This window comes from Sinorhizobium fredii USDA 257 (genome assembly GCF_000265205.3).
Taxonomy (GTDB): domain Bacteria; phylum Pseudomonadota; class Alphaproteobacteria; order Rhizobiales; family Rhizobiaceae; genus Sinorhizobium; species Sinorhizobium fredii_B.
In genome coordinates, this window is the sequence record NC_018000.1 from 3,951,802 (window position 1) to 3,969,474 (window position 17,673).

Sequence of the window (17,673 nt, forward strand, 5' to 3'; positions counted from 1 at the left end):
AGCACCTTGACGCTTCGGACGGTAAATAGATGCGAATCTATTGCTTTTCTTGTCAAATTGCCGGCGTGGGCTGCGGACGACTTTGACGCGTCAATTCAGATAGCCGGCAAGCTTTGTACCGGCGCGCAGGAAGCGCATCGGATCCGCCGCCTGACCGTTCAGGCGAACTTCATAATGCAGATGCGGACCCGTCGAGCGGCCCGTGCTGCCTGACTGGGCGATCACCTGGTCGGCATCGATGCGATCACCGACATTCACGAGGATCACGGCCAGATGCGCATAGCGCGTCGAGACACCGTTTCCGTGGTCGATCTCGATCATGTTGCCGTATCCGCCCGCCGGCCCCGCCGCCGTTACGGTTCCCTCTGCGGTCGAGCGAATGCGTGTGCCGGTCGCGGCGCGGAAGTCGATGCCGGCGTGGAGCGCCAACCGTCCCAAGAAGGGATCCAGCCGATTTCCGAAACTGCTCGTTACGTCGCTTGTCGGCGCGGGACTTTCGAGCGGGAGCTTCCGTGCAGCGTCGCGGGTCTCTTCCAAGTCGACAAGCGCGCTGTCCAGTGTGGCGAGTGAATGTTCGAAGTCGTCCTGGCTATGCGGCTCGATGAAAGGTCCACCGATCGCCGATCCGTCGGTCGAAACGGGAGTGGCTGAAGCGTCTGCGGTCTTCGGACCCGGAAGGGCAAACCCTGTGCGCTCGACGATCCTCCGGATCGCTTCGGAGGTCCTCTGCGCACTGCTCGTCAACTGCCGAACATGCGCCACCTGGTCACGTTCGATGTCTTTCAGCGAGAGCGTGACTTTTGAAAAGAGGCGATCCGTACGATCTGAAATGGTCTCGCTTGGACCGCTCGACCGCGCTTGCCGCACGTAGCCAAGCGCAGATGCATGAGCCGGCGCGCCGGCGTTCTCTTCCGCGATGCCCATGATCTCCTCGATCGCCTGGATGCCGCCCTGGGCGTCGGCGCGTTTCCCGTAGGCGAGGGGTTCGGCGTCCGACAGCGCGGCCGCTTGTCCGTCGCTCGCGAGCGGCTCGGCATTCCCGGCCAGCGTGCCGAGCCTGCCGCTGCGTGAGGAAAGCTCCAATTGCTGCTGCAGGAGCTTGTCGACTTTTTCCTCGACGATCTGTTGGTCCAGCAGTTGTCGGCTTGTCACTCGATCGACCTGAGCGCGGAGTGCCGTGATTCGGTCCTCGTATTCATGCTGCATGCGCGCTTGGCGGGCGATCGTGCCGCCGATCAGGTCATCGCGAAGCACGAGATAGGTGGTTGCGGCGAGATAGCCGATGCCGAAGACGCCGATGAGCGAGGTGGTGACGGCTGCCATCCACGGACGGACAGTCATGTGACGCACCCTGTCTCCGCTTGCGAGGATCAGGACGTGACTTTGCCGGCGCTTGACGAAGCCCCGGTTTTCCGGACGAACAGACACCCCATCACCCCCGCCAGATGCGACCCAACTCGCGTTTGCCCCGAGGGTGATTACACTTTATTAGGGTTAACAAAGCGTGTGGTGCGGCCCGTTAGATGTTGGTGGAGGCCGTCATTGATCGGTAGAAGGACGGTGTCAAACCGGCCTCGGCCCGCGCGACGTCGTTGAAAGGCGCCTTCAGCGGCCCGCGAAAGTTCGCCCGCACCAGTGCCTGGAAGGTTGCGGCCGGGTTCTTCTTCTGCCGGGCGCACAGGAAGCGGAACCATTTCGCGCCGACGGCAACGTGGCCTTTCTCATCTTCATAGATGACATCGAGAACGGCAGCACTTTCATGATCGCCAGTCTCTCTCATCTTCGCCTGCAGTGCCGGTGTGACGTCCAGGCCGCGCGCCTCCAGGATGAGCGGCACCACGGCCAGGCGCGCGGTCAGATCGTTGCGCGTGTCGTGGGCCGCCTGCCACAGACCATCGTGGGCCGGCAGGTCGCCATAGTCGGAGCCTAGATCGTTAAGCCTTTGCCGCACCAGCCGAAAATGCTTGGCCTCCTCGAAGGCAACCTGCATCCATCCATCGAAGAAGGATTGCGGCACGGGCTCCGTGGCGAAGCGAGCGACGATGTCGAGCGCGAGATCGACGGCATTCAATTCGATATGCGCGATCGCATGGAGCAGTGCGATTCTGCCCTTCGGCGAGCCGAGGGAACGCCGCTTGACCTGTGTCGGCGGCGTGAGGATGGGCTTTTCCGGTCTGCCGGGCCGTGCCGGAACGGGACGATCGAGCGGCGATCGCAAGGAGAGCGTCCGCGCTTGCCAGCGCCGTGTGGCCTTCTGCGCGAGCTCGGTTTTGACGGTCAGGTCACTTGCGCGGAGCGCTTCGACGGCAGCGCCGCGCAGACTGTGGAATTGCGGGAGCACGGCCATCGATCGCTCAGCCGGTACGCAGAGCTTTCGCCGCGGTGAGAACGTCCTCGGCGTGCCCGTCCACCCGGACCTTTTCCCAGACGTGATTGATGATGCCCGCCGCGTCGATCAGAAAAGTCGTCCGTTCGACCCCCATATATTTGCGGCCGTACAGGCTCTTTTCCGCCCAGACGCCATAGGCGTTGACGACAGTTTTCTCCTCGTCCGCCGCAAGCGCGACGGCGAGGTCGTGCTTCTTGGCAAATCGGTCATGGCTTTTGACCGAATCGGGCGAGATACCGATCAGCGCCACACCGGCCGACGCGAACGCTTCCGAGAGGCCGGAGAAGGAAATCGCTTCCACGGTGCAGGTCTTGGTGTCGTCCTTAGGATAGAAGAACAACACAACCGGCTTGCCGCGAAGAGCAGACAATGAAATCGAGCCGCCGCCGTCGCGAGCAAGTTCGAATTCCGGGGCGGGATCGCCGGGCCGCAAAGGTGCCATGATTAAGCCTTTCTTACGCCAAGTTTTATCGACATTTCGCAAATAGGGGATACCCAAGATCGTCGCGGTCCGTCCAGCAGGTTTGCGACTGCATTGACAGCCGCCCGACGGCTTTTATGGCTACGAGCCGTAAAGAATGCCACGTCGCGGGACAAAGGGCACTCCAGCGCCGCGTCCCTTCAGACGCACACGGATCGCTGTAGCGCTTTGAATTGCTGCATGTTTTATCCTTGTTCGGCTTCGACCTGGGAAACCTGCAGTAGGCTGTCGCGCGCTTTCCACAGCAACCACAGCGAAGCGTGGTGACTTGGTTCGGCGACTTATGATCTACAGGATACAACGATCCGGCGCGCATGATGGCGATCCGGACAGGAAGAATGCAATGCAGCAAGCAGGTGGAGGAATCCCGCGCCGATGAGTGATATCCGCGGCGAAAGGGTTTGCTTTCGCAAGGAAGACATCGTCGCGCTGGACGCGCTGCCCTCGGCCCAGGCCCGTGACCCGGTTATTGTGCACACGCCCCTGTCCGGTGGCATGCTGCGTCGTTTCGGCAAGATTCTGCTCTGCTTTTCGCTTGTGGCCTTCGTCGTCATCGCGTCGTTAGTCGCGGTTATCGAAAGCGGGCTCGCCGACGGTCCCTTGAACGCTCGTGCGCGCACTGCGCTCAACACTGCCCTTGGCGCCAACTACAATGCCGAGGTCGAAAGCACAGTTATCCGTGTCACTGGCCAGGGCGCGCTTGCGCTCAAGGCGCGCGGGGTGACACTGAACGACCGCGCCTCCGGCCGCCCGGTCGCCAAGCTGGCGGCCGTCTCGATCGCACTTGATCCTTTGGCCCTGATGACCGGCCGCATAGCCGTGTCGCGGCTGGAAGCGGAAGGAGGGGAGCTCGATACAGGGTTGTTGCCGCGTGGCGAGCCCATAGACCTGACGGCGATTCGTATCGCGGACACCGGCACGGCGCTCGAAAAGCTGTTCGCGCATATCGATGCGATGTCGCGGCTGACGGCGCGGAGTGCGACACGGACCGTTCAGCTTTCGGATCTGACGCTGTCTGTGACCGGATCCCGCGGGCGGATCGTTCCGGTCGATGTAAGGATGCTTGCATTCAGCCGCGACGCCGATGGCGCCATCCGCGTCGACGGCTCCATTGCCATCGACGGCAAGGAAGCACAGCTCGAGGCGAGGGCCGTCGGCCAGGACGAACACATCGCCGGCATCGAGGCGGTCTTTAGATCCCTGCCGCTGTCGCCTTTTCTGTACCACGACAAATCCGGCAGCGAGGATGCCTTCGGGATCGACGCTGCCGCCGAGGTCAGCCTCAGAGCGACGCGCGCCGCGGACAGCGCGAAGCCGGCCTTGGAGGTCGGCATCAGGACTTCTCAGGGATCATTTCACGCCGGAGGACTCGTCTCCGCGCTCAAGCCGTCGGAACTGAACGCTTCCTACGATTTCGAACGCGCTTCGGTCGAGATATTGCCGTCAGCGGTCAAGATCGGACGCTCGGTCTTTCCCTTCACCGGTGCCTTGATTGACCTAGACAAAGTCTCCGATGGAAGCCAGACGGGCTTTGCCGTCGATCTGCTGCTGAAAGACGCGAGCTCCGAGCCGGAAGACATGCAGGAGCGTCCGCTATCCTTCGACGCGAAGGCGAATGGCCGATTCGAAACTGGTAGCCACCGGCTGATCTTCGACCAGCTGGCCATATCGAGCCCGCTCGGATCCATGGCGGGCTCGCTCGCGGTCGCCTTCGGCAAGACGTCGCCTCAGATCGATTTCGCTGCGGTGAGCGACCACATGCAGCCAACGGCGATCAAGCAATTGTGGCCCTGGTGGGTAGCCAAGGGCGCCCGACGATGGGCGATCGGCAATCTCTTCGGCGGTACGGTGACGGATGCGCGCATAGAGGTGTCGATCCCGGAGGGACGAATTGCGAACAGTGATGGCGAACTGAAGCTCAACGAGGACGAGCTCAATATCAACTTCTCTATAGATAACACGCGCGTCAACATCGCCGGCGAAATTCCGCCGCTGCGCGATACCGCCGGGCATTTCAAACTGAGTGGCGAACGCATGACGGTCGACGTTCGGCGCGGCGCGGCGTTTTTCCCGTCCGGACGCTCCGTGGCTCTGAACGGCGGCGACTTCGTCATTCCGGATGTCTACAGCAAGCCGCTGATGGCGGAGATGAAGATCGAGGTCGGCGGCGAGGCCGACTCCATTGCCGAGCTTGTCAGTTACAAGCCGATCCGGGCCCTGCAGAAGACCCCCTTCGTGCCCGAGGATTTTACCGGCCCGATGAGCGCATTGGTCGGTGCCCGCTTCGGCCTGATCTCAAATCAGAATCCACCGCCGCCCTTATGGCAAGCGGAAATGCAGTTGCAGAAGGTGTCGATAAACCGGCCGGTTTCCGGCCGCGAGATCGCCGATCTGTCGGGAGCGATGCGGATCGACAACACCCGAGCGGTTCTCGACGCCGATGCTCTGATCGACGGCGCAGAAATGCGCATCGCCCTGACCGAGCCGGTGGATCCGAAGGCGAATGTCAAGCGGACACGCGCGATCTCCGGAACTCTCGACGATGCGGCGCGCCGCAAGATCGCCCCTGCCTTGTCCGGCATCGTCAGCGGGCCGGTCGGCGTGGAGGTGGCGCTTTCGGATGACGGCAGTCAGTCCGTCAAGGCGGATCTCGGAAAAGCGGCCCTGTCACTGCCGTGGATCGGCTGGAACAAGGGCGCCGGCATTGCCGCCAATGCCGAATTCACGGTGAAGAAAAGCGAGACTCTGACGGAGATAGCTGATTTCCGCATCCAGGGCGATGGATTCGGTGCAGCCGGAGATCTCCGCGTCGACGACCGCGGCCTCGCATCGGCCCGATTGCACGACGTGCGCCTGACCAACGGCGACGATTTTGCCGTGACAGTCGAGCGAGCAAGGGGCGGTCATGTGGTGACACTCACCGGCTCGTCGGCAGATATCAGGCTGCCGCTGGCGCGAGCGAAGGGCGAGTCCGGCTCCGGTGCCGACGGCAATGTGAAGATCAGCGCCCGGCTCGACCGTGTCGTCGGCTTCAACGGCGAGGTCCTTTCCAATGTGAGCTTTGCTCACTCGAGCCGCGGGCAAGAGATCGACGATATCGACCTGTCGGCGGTAACCACAAGCGGGCAGGCGGTGGTCGCCAGGATGGTGAAGGCGGGGCCGGACAACACGCTGGAACTGACCACGAGTGACGCGGGCGCTCTGGCCCGCTTTACCGACATCTATCGCAACATGCGCGGCGGTCTCTTGAACCTGCGACTCCGAGATCGCGGCGCCAGATCCTGGCGTGGTACAGTAGATCTGCGCAAATTTTCCCTCATCGGCGAGCAGAAGTTGCAGTCGATGGTCTCGACGCCGGCCGGTCAGGACGGCCGCAGCCTCAATCAGGCGGTGCGGAGGGATATCGACGTGAGCACGGCCCGTTTCGAGCGGGGCTTCGCCCAGCTTCTATTGGATCGTGGCGTCATCCGGGTCGACAGCGGCGTGTTGCGCGGCCTCGACGTCGGCGCCACCTTCCAGGGCACTGTCCGAGACAGGAACGGTCGCATGGACATGACCGGTACTTTCATGCCAGCCTATGGCATCAACCGCTTGTTCGGCGAGCTGCCGCTGATCGGCGTCCTGCTCGGTAACGGTCGCGATCGTGGCCTGCTCGGCATTACCTTCAAGCTGACCGGACCATTCAACCAGCCGCATCTGACGATCAACCCGCTATCGCTCATCGCCCCGGGCGTTTTCCGCAACATTTTCGAGTTTCAATGAAGGGCCGGCGTAGCGGCCGGCCCCTGGATCGTGACTTGGTGGCCGGTCAGACCGGCCGCACCAGTATGTGCTTCTTCTTGCCGAGCGACAGCTTGAAGACGCCATCGGCGGTGACGTCGCCGCTTCCGACGACACGGCGCTCATCATTGATCTGCTCGTCATTGATGCGAACGCCGCCGCCCTGGACGTGGCGGCGAGCCTCGCCGTTCGATCCGGCGAGGCCGGCACGGACCAGCAGTGTCAGTAGGCCCAGGCCCGATTCGAGCTCGTGGGCGGAAACGTCGATCGACGGCAGGTTTTCTGCAAGCGCACCTTCTTCAAAGGTCTTGCGTGCCGTTTCTGCCGCCTGCTCGGCTGCTGCCCGACCGTGCAGCATCGCAGTGATTTCGGTCGCCAGGATCTTTTTCACCTCGTTGATCTCGGAGCCGCCGAGGTTGGACAGGCGCTCGATTTCCGCCATCGGCAACGTCGTATAGAGCTTCAGGAAGCGCGTGACGTCGGCATCCTCGGTGTTGCGCCAGTACTGCCAGAAATCATAGGACCCCAGCATGTCCGGGTTGAGCCAGATGGCGCCGTTTACCGACTTGCCCATCTTGGCGCCGGAAGCCGTAGTCAGCAGCGGTGACGTCAGCGCATAGAGTTGCGGCGTTCCCATGCGGTGGCCGAGATCGATGCCGTTGACGATGTTTCCCCACTGATCCGAGCCGCCCATCTGCAGGCGGCATCCGGTGCGCTTGCAAAGCTCCACAAAGTCGTAGGCCTGTAGGATCATGTAGTTGAACTCGAGGAACGACAGCGATTGCTCGCGGTCGAGGCGCGTCTTGACGCTGTCGAAGGAAAGCATGCGGTTGACGGAGAAGTGGCGGCCGACATCGCGCAGGAACTCGAGGTAGTTGATGCCCAGCAACCAATCGGCGTTGTTGATCATCAATGCGTCGGTAGGGCCTTCGCCATAGCGCAGATAATTCGAGAAAACCGTCTTGATGCTCGCGATGTTGGCGGCGATCGTTTCCGACGTCATCAACTGCCGTGCCTCATCCTTGAAGGACGGATCGCCAACCATGCCGGTTCCTCCGCCCATCAGCGAGATGGGCCGGTGGCCGGTCGCCTGAAGCCAGTGCAGCATCATGATCTGGATAAGCCCGCCCGCATGCAGGCTCGGCGCCGTCGGGTCGAATCCGATATAGGCAGTCACGATTTCCTTGCGGAACAGCTCATCGAGGCCGGTATCATCCGATGTGGTATGGATGAAACCGCGTTCTTTGAGAGTGTGGAGGAAATCGGACTTGAACTCGGACATAAGCTGTCTCTTTCGGCTTGTTGGGACGTCTGCGGCGGGCGTTTATCACTGTTTTGTCGAAAGTGCACGTTTTTGCTCGGGCAGCGTTTTGCTATGACCGGTGGATAAAGAAAAATGCGCGGAGGGCATCCATGGGCAAGGTGTTGACGGCGATCGGCCTGATGAGCGGCACGAGCATGGATGGTATCGACGTCGCCCTCGTCGAAACCGACGGCGACACGATCGTTCGAAGAGGGCCGTCAGCCGGATATGCCTATGATGCTGCCTTCCGAGATCGTCTGAAGCAGGGGCTCGACGATGCCAAGTCGATCCGCAAGAGAGACGAGCGGCCCGGAACGCTGGCGGACCTCGAGCGGGACCTGTCGCTGAGGCACGCGGATGCGGTGAAGATATTTCTTCACGAAAACAATCTTTTGCAAGACACTGTTGACGTAATAGGTTTCCATGGGCAGACGGTCCTACACCGCCCCGACGAGGCCCTGACCGTTCAGATCGGCGATGGACACCTGCTGGCGAGGGAAACCCTGATCGACGTGGTCTACGACATGCGGGCGAACGACATGGCGCATGGCGGCCAAGGGGCGCCGCTCATCCCGGCCTATCACGCCGCATTGGCCCGCGACTTATCCGAGAGCTCGGAGATCGAAGCGCCTGTCGCCTTCGTGAACATCGGCGGCATTTCCAACATCACCTTCATCGGGACCGGCGAGGCGATCATCGCCTATGACAGCGGGCCGGGAAACACGTTGATCGACCAGTGGGTGGAAGCCCATGCCGGCATTCCCTATGACCAGGGCGGCATGATTGCGAGCGAAGGCTCGGTGCTGCCGGAGCTTGCCGAACGCTACCTCGCTCATCCCTTCTTCTCGTCGGACAAGCGCCGCTCGCTCGACCGCAACGACTTTGCGCCGCCTGCAGCTGCTGACGCGAGCCTCGAAGACGGTGCCCGCACATTGGCGCATGTGACGGCGGCCGCCATATTGCGGTCGGCACGGCATCTTCCGAAAATGCCGGGAACTTACATCATCTGCGGCGGCGGCCGCCTCAATCCCGTCATCATGCGGGACCTGGCCTCACTTGCGGAGGCAGCAGCCGGACGGGTGCTTGCCGCTGAGGCGCTGGGCCTGAACGGCGATTCGATGGAAGCCGAAGCCTGGGCCTACCTGGCCGTCCGGTCATTGCGCGGGCTGCCGTTGAGCTATCCCGGCACCACGGGCGTCACCCAGCCGATGAGCGGCGGCCGGCGGGCGGCAAGGCCGAAAGATGCACTGAAGTCAAAGAGCTGAGGCATTATTTAATGAATTCTTCGTGCGCGATGGCTACATTTCCCGCCGCGAGGCGCAATTTCGCGCCTCGTTGATTTGGGCTGGGACTTTCGGATTCTATCGATGGGTGGTGCGATATCCCTGCTGGCGGTGAATTTCATCATTGCCCAGATATTCGTGGTGGCCTTTCTCATCATTGCCGCAAAAAGTCGTGCAAAAGGCCCGGCGATCTGGTGCGCGGCCGGCTTCGCCGTCGCCTCGCTCGCGGCCGTCTTCGAGACCGTACTGCCCTTCACGCCTGTGCCGAAGTTCTTTGCCGTCGGGGCATTTGCCAGCGTTCTTGGCGGCTTCATCCTCCTTCGCCTTTCGTTAGGGCTCTTCTATCAGGTGCCGGCGCGCCTGCTTGTCCTTACAGTCTTCTTCCTGGGTTCGGTGCTGCTCGATCTGCTGATCTACGACTTGCCGCGCGGAACGCTTCGGCACGCCTTCTTCTACCAGCTGCCGTTCTTCGTCATCCAGGCATGGTCGGCATCGACCGTGCTGAGGTCCAAGCGTCGGTCCCCCGCGGACTGGATCCTGTTCGGCCTATTGGTTCTGACGTCGATCTACTACCTTGTGAAAATCTACGCCGCCATTGCAGCCGGATCGGGCGCCACGGCGGCGGATTACCTCGCAAGTCCGTTCGCTCTCATTTCGCAAGCGCTTGGCGCAATGCTGATCGTCGCGACAGGCATGGCGATCCTCGGGGTGATGGTCAAGGATATCATCGACGAGGCCCGCGCCAGCTCCGAGCTCGACGCGCTCTCCGGCCTCTGCAATCGCCGCGGCTTCGTCGATCGCGTCACACCAATGTTGGAGACCTGTGGGGGCGAGGGGCCCGGGACGCTGATTCTCGCCGACCTCGACCGCTTCAAGCTGGTCAACGATACTTACGGCCATCATGCCGGCGACGGCGTGATCCGGCAGTTCTCCCGTGTTCTTGTGGAGCTCATGCCGATGAGGGCCGTGGCAGCGCGGCTCGGCGGGGAGGAGTTCGCGGTATTTCTGCCTCGTGTCGGGCTGGCGGAAGCGCGCGTGCTCGCTCAGGGGATGCGCGCGGCAATGGCATCGACGCGGGTCGAGGGATTGCCCGAAAGCGTCAGGATCACGGCAAGCTTCGGGGTTGCGGCCATTGTTCCGGGAGAGCCGATGGAAGCGGCGATGCAGCGCGCCGACAAGGCGCTCTATGCCGCCAAGGCCGGGGGCAGGAACCGCGTGGAATGCGCCGAACCGCCGGTGCTCGTGCTGCCCGCCACGTCCCGGCGGGTGGGGCGGTCATAGATTAGATACAAAACGGCCCGGAAATCGAATGCGATCTCCGGGCCGGCTCGTATATGGAAATGGAACTTCCTCAGCGAATGCGCTTCGCCGCGGGCTCCGGCACCAGCTCTCCGTTGAGGCGACGGTCGAGATAGTCCTCGCATTCCCCCATCAGGGTCTCGATCTGGCCGTTGAAGAAGTGGTTCGCGCCGGAAACCGTCTTGTGCGTGATCAGGATGCCCTTCTGCGCCTTCAACTTTTCGACGAGACCGTTCACGTCCTTCTCCGGCGCGACCTTGTCGCTGTCGCCGTTGATGATGAGGCCCGATGACGGGCAGGGCGCCAGGAACGAGAAGTCATAGATGTTCGGCTGCGGTGCAACCGCCATGAAGCCCTCGATCTCGGGACGGCGCATCAGAAGCTGCATGCCGATCCAGGCGCCGAACGAATAGCCGGCCACCCAACAGCTCTTCGAATCGGGATGCAGGCTCTGCACCCAATCGAGCGCCGAGGCCGCATCGGAAAGTTCGCCCGCACCATGGTCGAATTCGCCCTGGCTGCGGCCGATGCCGCGGAAATTGAACCGCAGTGTCGTAAAGCCGCGCTTCTGGAACATGTAAAAGAGCTGGTAGACGATCTGGTTGTTCATCGTCCCGCCGAACTGCGGATGCGGATGCAGGATGATGGCGATCGGTGCACTCTTCTGCTTCGAAGGCTGATAGCGGCCTTCGAGGCGACCGGCCGGTCCGTTGAAGATGATTTCGGGCATAGGTTCTCCGGGAACGTTTCTGGTTCAAATCGTCGTTGTTGATGCCGTTCTGTCTTGACGAAAGCAGTCAGCTTTTCTAGAACGCACTTTAGAACCGTTCAAAACTTCGATGCGGGCACTCCGCCGCGTTCGTCGTCTCATAGGACAAGCGGCGCGGAAAATTCAAGAAAAATGCAACGGCATCGATTGCAGGGATTGAACCGTCGGCTCTAGCGAAGGAAGCAATGCCGGGACCGCGCATATACATGGATTGGAATGCGACAGCGCCGCTTCTGCCCGAAGCGCGCGATGCTTTCCTGTCCGCGCTCGATGCGGTCGGCAATCCCTCGTCCGTTCACGGCGAGGGTCGGGCCCTTCGAGGCCTGATCGAAAGCGCGCGCCGTGATGTTGCCGCGCTTTGCGGCGCCAAGGCCTCCTCGGTGATATTCACCAGCGGCGCCACGGAAGCGGCCAACATGGTGCTGACGCCGGATTTTCGTATGGGCCGCACGCCGCTCAAGCTCGGCAAGCTCTATGTCTCTGCGATCGAGCATCCGGCGGTGCGCGAGGGCGGACGTTTCGCGCGAGAGAATATTTGCGAAGTGCCTGTCACCAGCGACGGCGTTATCGATTGTATCGCGCTCGAGACGTTGCTTGCGGCGCATGATCGCCAGTCGGGCCTGCCGATGGTGGCCGTGATGCTCGCCAATAACGAGACGGGCATTGTCCAGCCGATCGGCGAAGTTTCTGCAATCGTGCGTGCCCACGGGGGACTGTTAGTCGTCGACGCCGTGCAGGCCGCCGGCCGCCTGCCGCTGTCGATCGAGAGCCTGGGCGCCGACTTCCTCATCATCTCGTCGCACAAGCTCGGCGGGCCGAAAGGGGGCGGCGCACTCGTCGCCCGCGGCGAGGTCATGATGCCTGCGCCCCTGATCCGCGGCGGCGGTCAGGAGAAGGGCCATCGCTCGGGCACCGAGAACGCGCCGGCGCTGGCGGGCTTCGGGGCAGCTGCCAGGGCGGCTGCCGACAACCTGGGCGCCCGCGCGGCCGCGATTGCCGCTCTGCGCGATCGGCTTGAGGCGCAGATGCTGGAAAGCGCACCGGACGTGGTGATCCATGGTCGAAACGCGCCGCGAATCGCCAATACGTCCTTCTTCACGCTTCCGGGCCTGAAGGCGGAGACCGGCCAGATTGCCTTCGATCTTGAAGGCGTGGCCCTCTCGGCAGGCTCTGCGTGCTCTTCCGGCAAGGTTGGACAGAGTCATGTGCTGACGGCGATGGGTTATGATCCGCGACAGGGCGCCTTGCGCCTTTCGATCGGTGCATCGACGACGCAAGCGGAGATCGAACGCTGTGCGGCAGTGTTCGCTAAAGTGGCGGCGCGGCGCCGCTCGACCGGGCAGGCCGCGTGAATGCGGAATGCCTTGAACGAAATTGCGGAAAAGCAATTTTCCGCTTGGCAAATGGGGTGAAAACCGCCTTTTAGCCATTACATAAGCGGTGCGCACATATTGCACCGCATTGACAAGCCGCCGGACCTTGGATCCGACGAGATTGGAGAGCGACATGCCTGCCGTGCAGGAAACCATTGATCAGGTCCGCCAGATCGACGTGGACCAGTGCAAATACGGCTTCGAGACGAAGATCGAGATGGACAAGGCGCCGAAGGGCCTGTCCGAGGATATCATCCGCTTGATCTCCGAGAAGAAGAACGAACCGGAATGGATGCTCGAATGGCGCCTCGAGGCCTATCGCCGCTGGCTCACCATGGACGAGCCCAGCTGGGCGCGTGTCCGCTATTCGAAGATCGACTTCAACGAGATTCACTATTACGCCGCGCCGAAGGGCACGACCGGCCCGAAATCGCTCGACGAGGTCGATCCGGAGCTGCTCAAGGTCTATGAGAAGCTCGGCATTCCACTGAAGGAGCAGGAGATTCTGGCCGGCGTCGAGAAGACGAGGATCGCCGTCGATGCGGTGTTCGACTCCGTTTCCGTCGTTACCACCTTCAAGGAAGAACTGAAGAAGGCCGGCGTCATCTTCATGTCGATCTCGGAGGCGATGCGGGAGCACCCGGATCTCGTAAAGAAGTATCTCGGTACGGTGGTACCTCAGTCCGATAACTTCTATGCAACGCTGAACTCCGCCGTCTTCACCGATGGTTCCTTCGTCTATGTGCCGAAGGGCGTCCGTTGCCCGATGGAGCTTTCGACCTATTTCCGCATCAACGAGAAGAACACGGGCCAGTTCGAGCGCACGCTGATCATTGCCGAGGAAGGCGCCTATGTCTCCTACCTCGAAGGCTGCACGGCGCCGCAGCGCGACGAGAACCAGCTTCACGCCGCGGTCGTCGAGCTGATCGCGCTGGATGACGCCGAAATCAAGTATTCGACGGTTCAGAACTGGTATCCGGGCGACAAGCATGGCAAGGGCGGCATCTACAACTTCGTGACCAAGCGTGGCGATTGCCGCGGCAAGAACTCGAAGATCTCCTGGACGCAGGTTGAGACCGGCTCGGCGATCACCTGGAAATATCCGTCCTGCATCCTGCGCGGCGATGGTTCGCGCGGCGAATTCTACTCGATCGCCGTTTCCAACGGCCACCAGCAGGTCGACTCCGGCACGAAGATGATCCACCTCGGCAAGAACACGTCGAGCCGTATCATCTCCAAGGGCATTGCCGCCGGCGTTTCGGACAACACCTATCGCGGCCAGGTCTCGGCCCATCGCAAGGCGGAGAACGCCCGCAACTTCACCCAGTGCGACTCGCTGCTGATCGGCGACAAGTGCGGCGCCCACACGGTGCCCTATATCGAGGCGAAGAACTCGACCGCACAGTTCGAGCACGAGGCGACGACTTCGAAGATCTCCGAGGATCAGCTGTTCTACTGCCTGCAGCGCGGCATCCCGGCAGAACAGGCGATCGCGCTGATCGTCAACGGCTTCGTCAAGGAAGTCATCCAGGAACTGCCGATGGAGTTCGCCGTCGAGGCGCAGAAGCTGATCGGCATCTCGCTGGAAGGCTCCGTTGGCTGAGGCCCGGGACTGATTATTGAACCGGCGCGCTGGATCTGCGCGCGAGAACTATTCGTTTCCCAGAGGACGATTTGAAATGCTTGAAATCAAGAACCTGCACGCACGCATCGCCGAGGACGGCACCGAGATCATCCGCGGCCTGAACCTGACCGTGAAGGCCGGTGAAGTCGCCGCTATCATGGGCCCCAACGGCTCCGGCAAGTCGACGCTCTCCTATATCCTTTCCGGGCGCGAAGACTATGAAGTGACCGAGGGCGACATCCTCTACAACGGCGAGAGCATCCTGGAACTCGACGCTTCGGAGCGTGCAGCCAAGGGCATCTTTCTCGCATTCCAGTATCCGGTCGAGATCCCGGGCGTTGCCACCATGCAGTTCCTGAAGGTGGCAATGAACGAACAGCGCAAGTATCGCGGCGAAGATGAGCTGACGACGCCGGAATTCATGCGCCGCGTCAAGGAAGCCGCCGCTGAGCTGAAGATTGCGCCGGAAATGCTGCGTCGGCCGCTCAATGTCGGCTTCTCCGGCGGTGAAAAGAAGCGCGCGGAAATCCTGCAGATGGCGCTTCTCGAGCCGAAGCTCTGCGTGCTCGACGAGACCGACTCGGGCCTCGACATCGACGCGCTGAAGGTCGTCGCCGACGGCGTCAATGCGCTGCGTTCGCCGGATCGCGCCGTCGTCGTCATCACGCACTACCAGCGCCTGCTCGACTACATCGTCCCGGATACGGTCCACGTTCTCTACAAGGGCCAGGTCGTCAAGTCGGGCGACAAGACGCTGGCGCATGAGCTCGAAGCCAAGGGCTATGCCGACATCATCGAGGCGGCAGCCTGACGCCTGTTGAAGGAGTGTTCGAATGAATATGCAACAGGCCATCAAGATGACGGCAGCCGAAACGGCGCTCGTCGATGCCTATACCGCCCAGATCGGCGACCTGCCCGGCGACGGGGCCGTGCTGTCGCTGCGCGACACGCTCGTCCACGAATTGAGGACGGCGGGGCTGCCGACGCGGCGCGTCGAGTCCTGGCACTATACGGACCTCAGAACCTTGCTGCGCGCGGTGCCCTCCGCTGATCCGTCCGCCTTTGCCGACCGAGTCGAACCGATCGTCGCGGGCGCCACCGTGCTTTCGGTGCGCAACGGTGAGGCCGATCTCAAGAGCCTTCCCGAGGGGATCACTGCGCGCTCCTATACGGAGAGCCTGCTCGACGGTTCGGCAGTCGCCGGTCTTGCCGTCCTCGGCTTCGATGACGCCATTGGCCGCATCAATGGCGGTCTGGTTCGCGGCGGCCTGGAAATCGCAGTCGCGGAAGGCGTCGAGTTGGAAGCGCCGCTGGAAATCCAGGTCGCACAAAGTCACGGCCAGGCCCATACGCGCTTCCCGGTTTCTTTCGGTGCCGGATCCAAGGCAACGGTGCTCGAGCGGCATCTGTCGACCAACGGGGATGCGAGCTTCGTTTCCTCGGTGAGCGACGTGACGCTTGCCGAAGGCGCCGACGTGATCTGGATCATCCTGCAGCAGCAGGGGCCGGCCGACACCCATCTCGGCCAGATTCGTTTCGACCTCGGCAAGAACGCGAAACTGCACCTCTTCGTCATCAATGCTGGTGGCAAGCTGGTACGCCAGGAACTGCATGGCAGGGCGAGCGGCGAGGGTGCGGATCTGACGCTGCGCGGCATCAACCTGCTCGGCGGCGAGAGCCACACGGACGTGACCTTCACGCTGAGCCATGACGTGCCGCACACGACCTCGAGCGAAATCATCCGCAACGTCGTTTTCGACCGCGCGAAGGGTGTGCTTCAGGGCAAGATCCTTGTCGCGAAGGATGCGCAGAAGACCGACGCGAAGATGTCGTGCAATACGCTGCTCTTGTCCGACGACGCGGACTTCTCGGCAAAGCCTGAACTCGAGATCTTCGCCGACGACGTGCAGTGCGGTCACGGTGCAACGGTAATCGATATCGATCATACCCAGCTGTTCTACCTGCTCTCTCGCGGCATTCCGGAGAACAAGGCACGCGCGATGCTCGTCAACGCCTTCGTTGCCGAGATCGTCGAGGAGTTGGAAGATGATGAGGCGCTGGTCGAGGCGCTCGAAGGCGTCATCTCGGCCTGGCTCGTAAAACACGCCTGATTGGACAGGACCATGGAACACACTGTGCCGGTGCCAGCCTATGACGTCGAGGCCGTAAGAAAGGATTTCCCGATCCTTTCCCGGACGGTCTATGGCAAGCCGCTTGTTTATCTCGACAACGGCGCATCGGCGCAGAAGCCGCAGCTCGTCATCGACGCCGTTGCCCATGCCTATGCCAACGAATATGCCAACGTCCATCGCGGCTTGCATTTCCTCTCGAATGCCGCGACGGATGCCTACGAGGGCGCCCGTGAAAAGGTGCGCCGCTTCCTGAATGCACCATCGGTCGAAAACATCGTCTTCACCAAGTCCTCGACCGAGGCGATCAATACCGTTGCCTACGGCTACGGTATGCCGCATCTTGGCGAGGGCGACGAGATCGTCATCTCCATCATGGAGCACCACTCCAACATCGTTCCCTGGCACTTCATCCGTGAACGTCAGGGCGCCAAGCTCGTCTGGGCACCGGTCGATGACGACGGCGCCTTCCATGTCGAGGATTTCGTCAAGTGCCTGACCGAGCGGACGAAACTCATCGCAATCACCCATATGTCGAATGCGCTGGGCACGGTCGTTCCCGTCAAAGAAATCTGCCGTATCGCCCGCGAGCGCGGCATTCCAGTGCTGGTCGATGGCAGCCAGGGCGCGGTGCACATGCCGGTCGATGTCCAGGACATCGACTGCGACTGGTACGTGATGACCGGCCACAAGCTCTACGGTCCGTCCGGCGTCGGCGTGCTTTACGGCAAGACGGAGCGGCTCAAGGAGATGCGGCCGTTCATGGGCGGCGGCGAGATGATCGAGGAAGTGACCGAGGACCGCGTCACCTATAATGATCCTCCGCACCGTTTCGAGGCCGGCACGCCGCCGATCGTCCAGGCGATCGGGCTCGGCTATGCGCTGGACTACATGGAAAAGGTCGGCCGCGAGGCGATCAGGGCGCACGAGGCGGACCTGACGGCCTATGCCCGGGAACGCCTGTCCACCGTGAATTCGCTCCGTGTCTTCGGCGATGCGCCTGGCAAGGGCAGCATCTTCGCCTTCGAGATCGCCGGCATTCATGCCCATGACGTTTCTATGGTGATCGATCGTGCCGGCATCGCCGTCAGGGCGGGAACCCATTGTGCCCAGCCGCTCTTGAAACGCTTCGGCGTCACCTCCACATGCCGTGCGTCCTTCGGTCTCTACAATACCCGGGCCGAGGTCGACGCTCTGGCGGACGCGCTCGAACACGCACGCAAGTTCTTTGCTTAAGGAGGCA

The 17,673-nt window shown here is 62.0% G+C and carries 13 protein-coding genes; 8 read left to right on the forward strand and 5 right to left on the reverse strand.

Annotated features, from left to right (window positions below; genetic code table 11):
- Window positions 1-90: 90 nt before the first annotated feature.
- From USDA257_RS18505 to USDA257_RS18515, 3 genes are all read right to left on the reverse strand, one after another.
- Window positions 91-1,428, reverse strand: a complete 1,338-nt coding sequence (locus USDA257_RS18505; protein WP_014764473.1) for a M23 family metallopeptidase — start codon at window positions 1,426-1,428, stop codon at window positions 91-93.
- A 91-nt stretch (window positions 1,429-1,519) separates the two neighbouring features.
- The gene (locus USDA257_RS18510; RefSeq protein WP_014764474.1) at window positions 1,520-2,347 is read right to left on the reverse strand and encodes a ferritin-like domain-containing protein; all 828 of its coding nucleotides are present in this window, start codon (window positions 2,345-2,347) and stop codon (window positions 1,520-1,522) included.
- A gap of 7 nt (window positions 2,348-2,354) precedes the next feature.
- Window positions 2,355-2,831 carry a peroxiredoxin gene (locus USDA257_RS18515; RefSeq protein WP_041414395.1) on the reverse strand — a complete coding sequence of 159 codons (477 nt, stop codon included), beginning with the start codon at window positions 2,829-2,831 and terminating at the stop codon, window positions 2,355-2,357.
- A 414-nt stretch (window positions 2,832-3,245) separates the two neighbouring features.
- Here USDA257_RS18515 and USDA257_RS18520 point away from each other — a divergent pair, with 414 nt between their 5' ends.
- Entirely contained in the window at window positions 3,246-6,632 is a 3,387-nt protein-coding gene (locus USDA257_RS18520; RefSeq protein ID WP_014764476.1) for a YhdP family protein, read from the forward strand.
- 46 nt (window positions 6,633-6,678) lie between these two features.
- Here the strand turns inward: USDA257_RS18520 and tyrS are convergent, their stop codons facing one another.
- Window positions 6,679-7,932: a tyrosine--tRNA ligase gene (tyrS, locus tag USDA257_RS18525; RefSeq protein ID WP_014764477.1), complete on the reverse strand. Its 1,254-nt coding sequence runs from the start codon at window positions 7,930-7,932 to the stop codon at window positions 6,679-6,681.
- Window positions 7,933-8,063: 131 nt separating this feature from the next.
- On the opposite strand from tyrS, the gene USDA257_RS18530 reads away from it, so the two are divergent.
- Together USDA257_RS18530 and USDA257_RS18535 are read left to right on the forward strand one after the other, a co-directional pair.
- Window positions 8,064-9,218 (forward strand): anhydro-N-acetylmuramic acid kinase, encoded by a 1,155-nt coding sequence (locus tag USDA257_RS18530; RefSeq protein ID WP_014764478.1) that lies wholly within the window; start codon window positions 8,064-8,066, stop codon window positions 9,216-9,218.
- Between the two features lie 102 nt (window positions 9,219-9,320).
- Window positions 9,321-10,517 carry a GGDEF domain-containing protein gene (locus USDA257_RS18535; protein ID WP_014764479.1) on the forward strand — a complete coding sequence of 399 codons (1,197 nt, stop codon included), beginning with the start codon at window positions 9,321-9,323 and terminating at the stop codon, window positions 10,515-10,517.
- Between the two features lie 70 nt (window positions 10,518-10,587).
- Here the strand turns inward: USDA257_RS18535 and USDA257_RS18540 are convergent, their stop codons facing one another.
- Window positions 10,588-11,265, reverse strand: a complete 678-nt coding sequence (locus tag USDA257_RS18540) for an alpha/beta hydrolase (protein ID WP_014764480.1) — start codon at window positions 11,263-11,265, stop codon at window positions 10,588-10,590.
- 224 nt (window positions 11,266-11,489) lie between these two features.
- On the opposite strand from USDA257_RS18540, the gene USDA257_RS18545 reads away from it, so the two are divergent.
- The 5 genes from USDA257_RS18545 (at window position 11,490) to USDA257_RS18565 (ending at window position 17,666) form a co-directional block, all read left to right on the forward strand.
- The gene (locus USDA257_RS18545) at window positions 11,490-12,656 is read left to right on the forward strand and encodes a cysteine desulfurase family protein (RefSeq protein WP_014764481.1); all 1,167 of its coding nucleotides are present in this window, start codon (window positions 11,490-11,492) and stop codon (window positions 12,654-12,656) included.
- 154 nt (window positions 12,657-12,810) lie between these two features.
- Complete coding sequence (sufB, locus tag USDA257_RS18550) at window positions 12,811-14,280, forward strand: Fe-S cluster assembly protein SufB (protein WP_014764482.1); 1,470 nt, start codon at window positions 12,811-12,813, stop codon at window positions 14,278-14,280.
- A gap of 76 nt (window positions 14,281-14,356) precedes the next feature.
- Window positions 14,357-15,112, forward strand: a complete 756-nt coding sequence (sufC, locus tag USDA257_RS18555; protein ID WP_014764483.1) for a Fe-S cluster assembly ATPase SufC — start codon at window positions 14,357-14,359, stop codon at window positions 15,110-15,112.
- Between the two features lie 22 nt (window positions 15,113-15,134).
- Window positions 15,135-16,412: a Fe-S cluster assembly protein SufD gene (gene sufD / locus USDA257_RS18560; protein ID WP_014764484.1), complete on the forward strand. Its 1,278-nt coding sequence runs from the start codon at window positions 15,135-15,137 to the stop codon at window positions 16,410-16,412.
- 12 nt (window positions 16,413-16,424) lie between these two features.
- Window positions 16,425-17,666, forward strand: a complete 1,242-nt coding sequence (locus USDA257_RS18565; protein ID WP_014764485.1) for a cysteine desulfurase — start codon at window positions 16,425-16,427, stop codon at window positions 17,664-17,666.
- The last annotated feature ends 7 nt before the right edge of the window (window positions 17,667-17,673 follow it).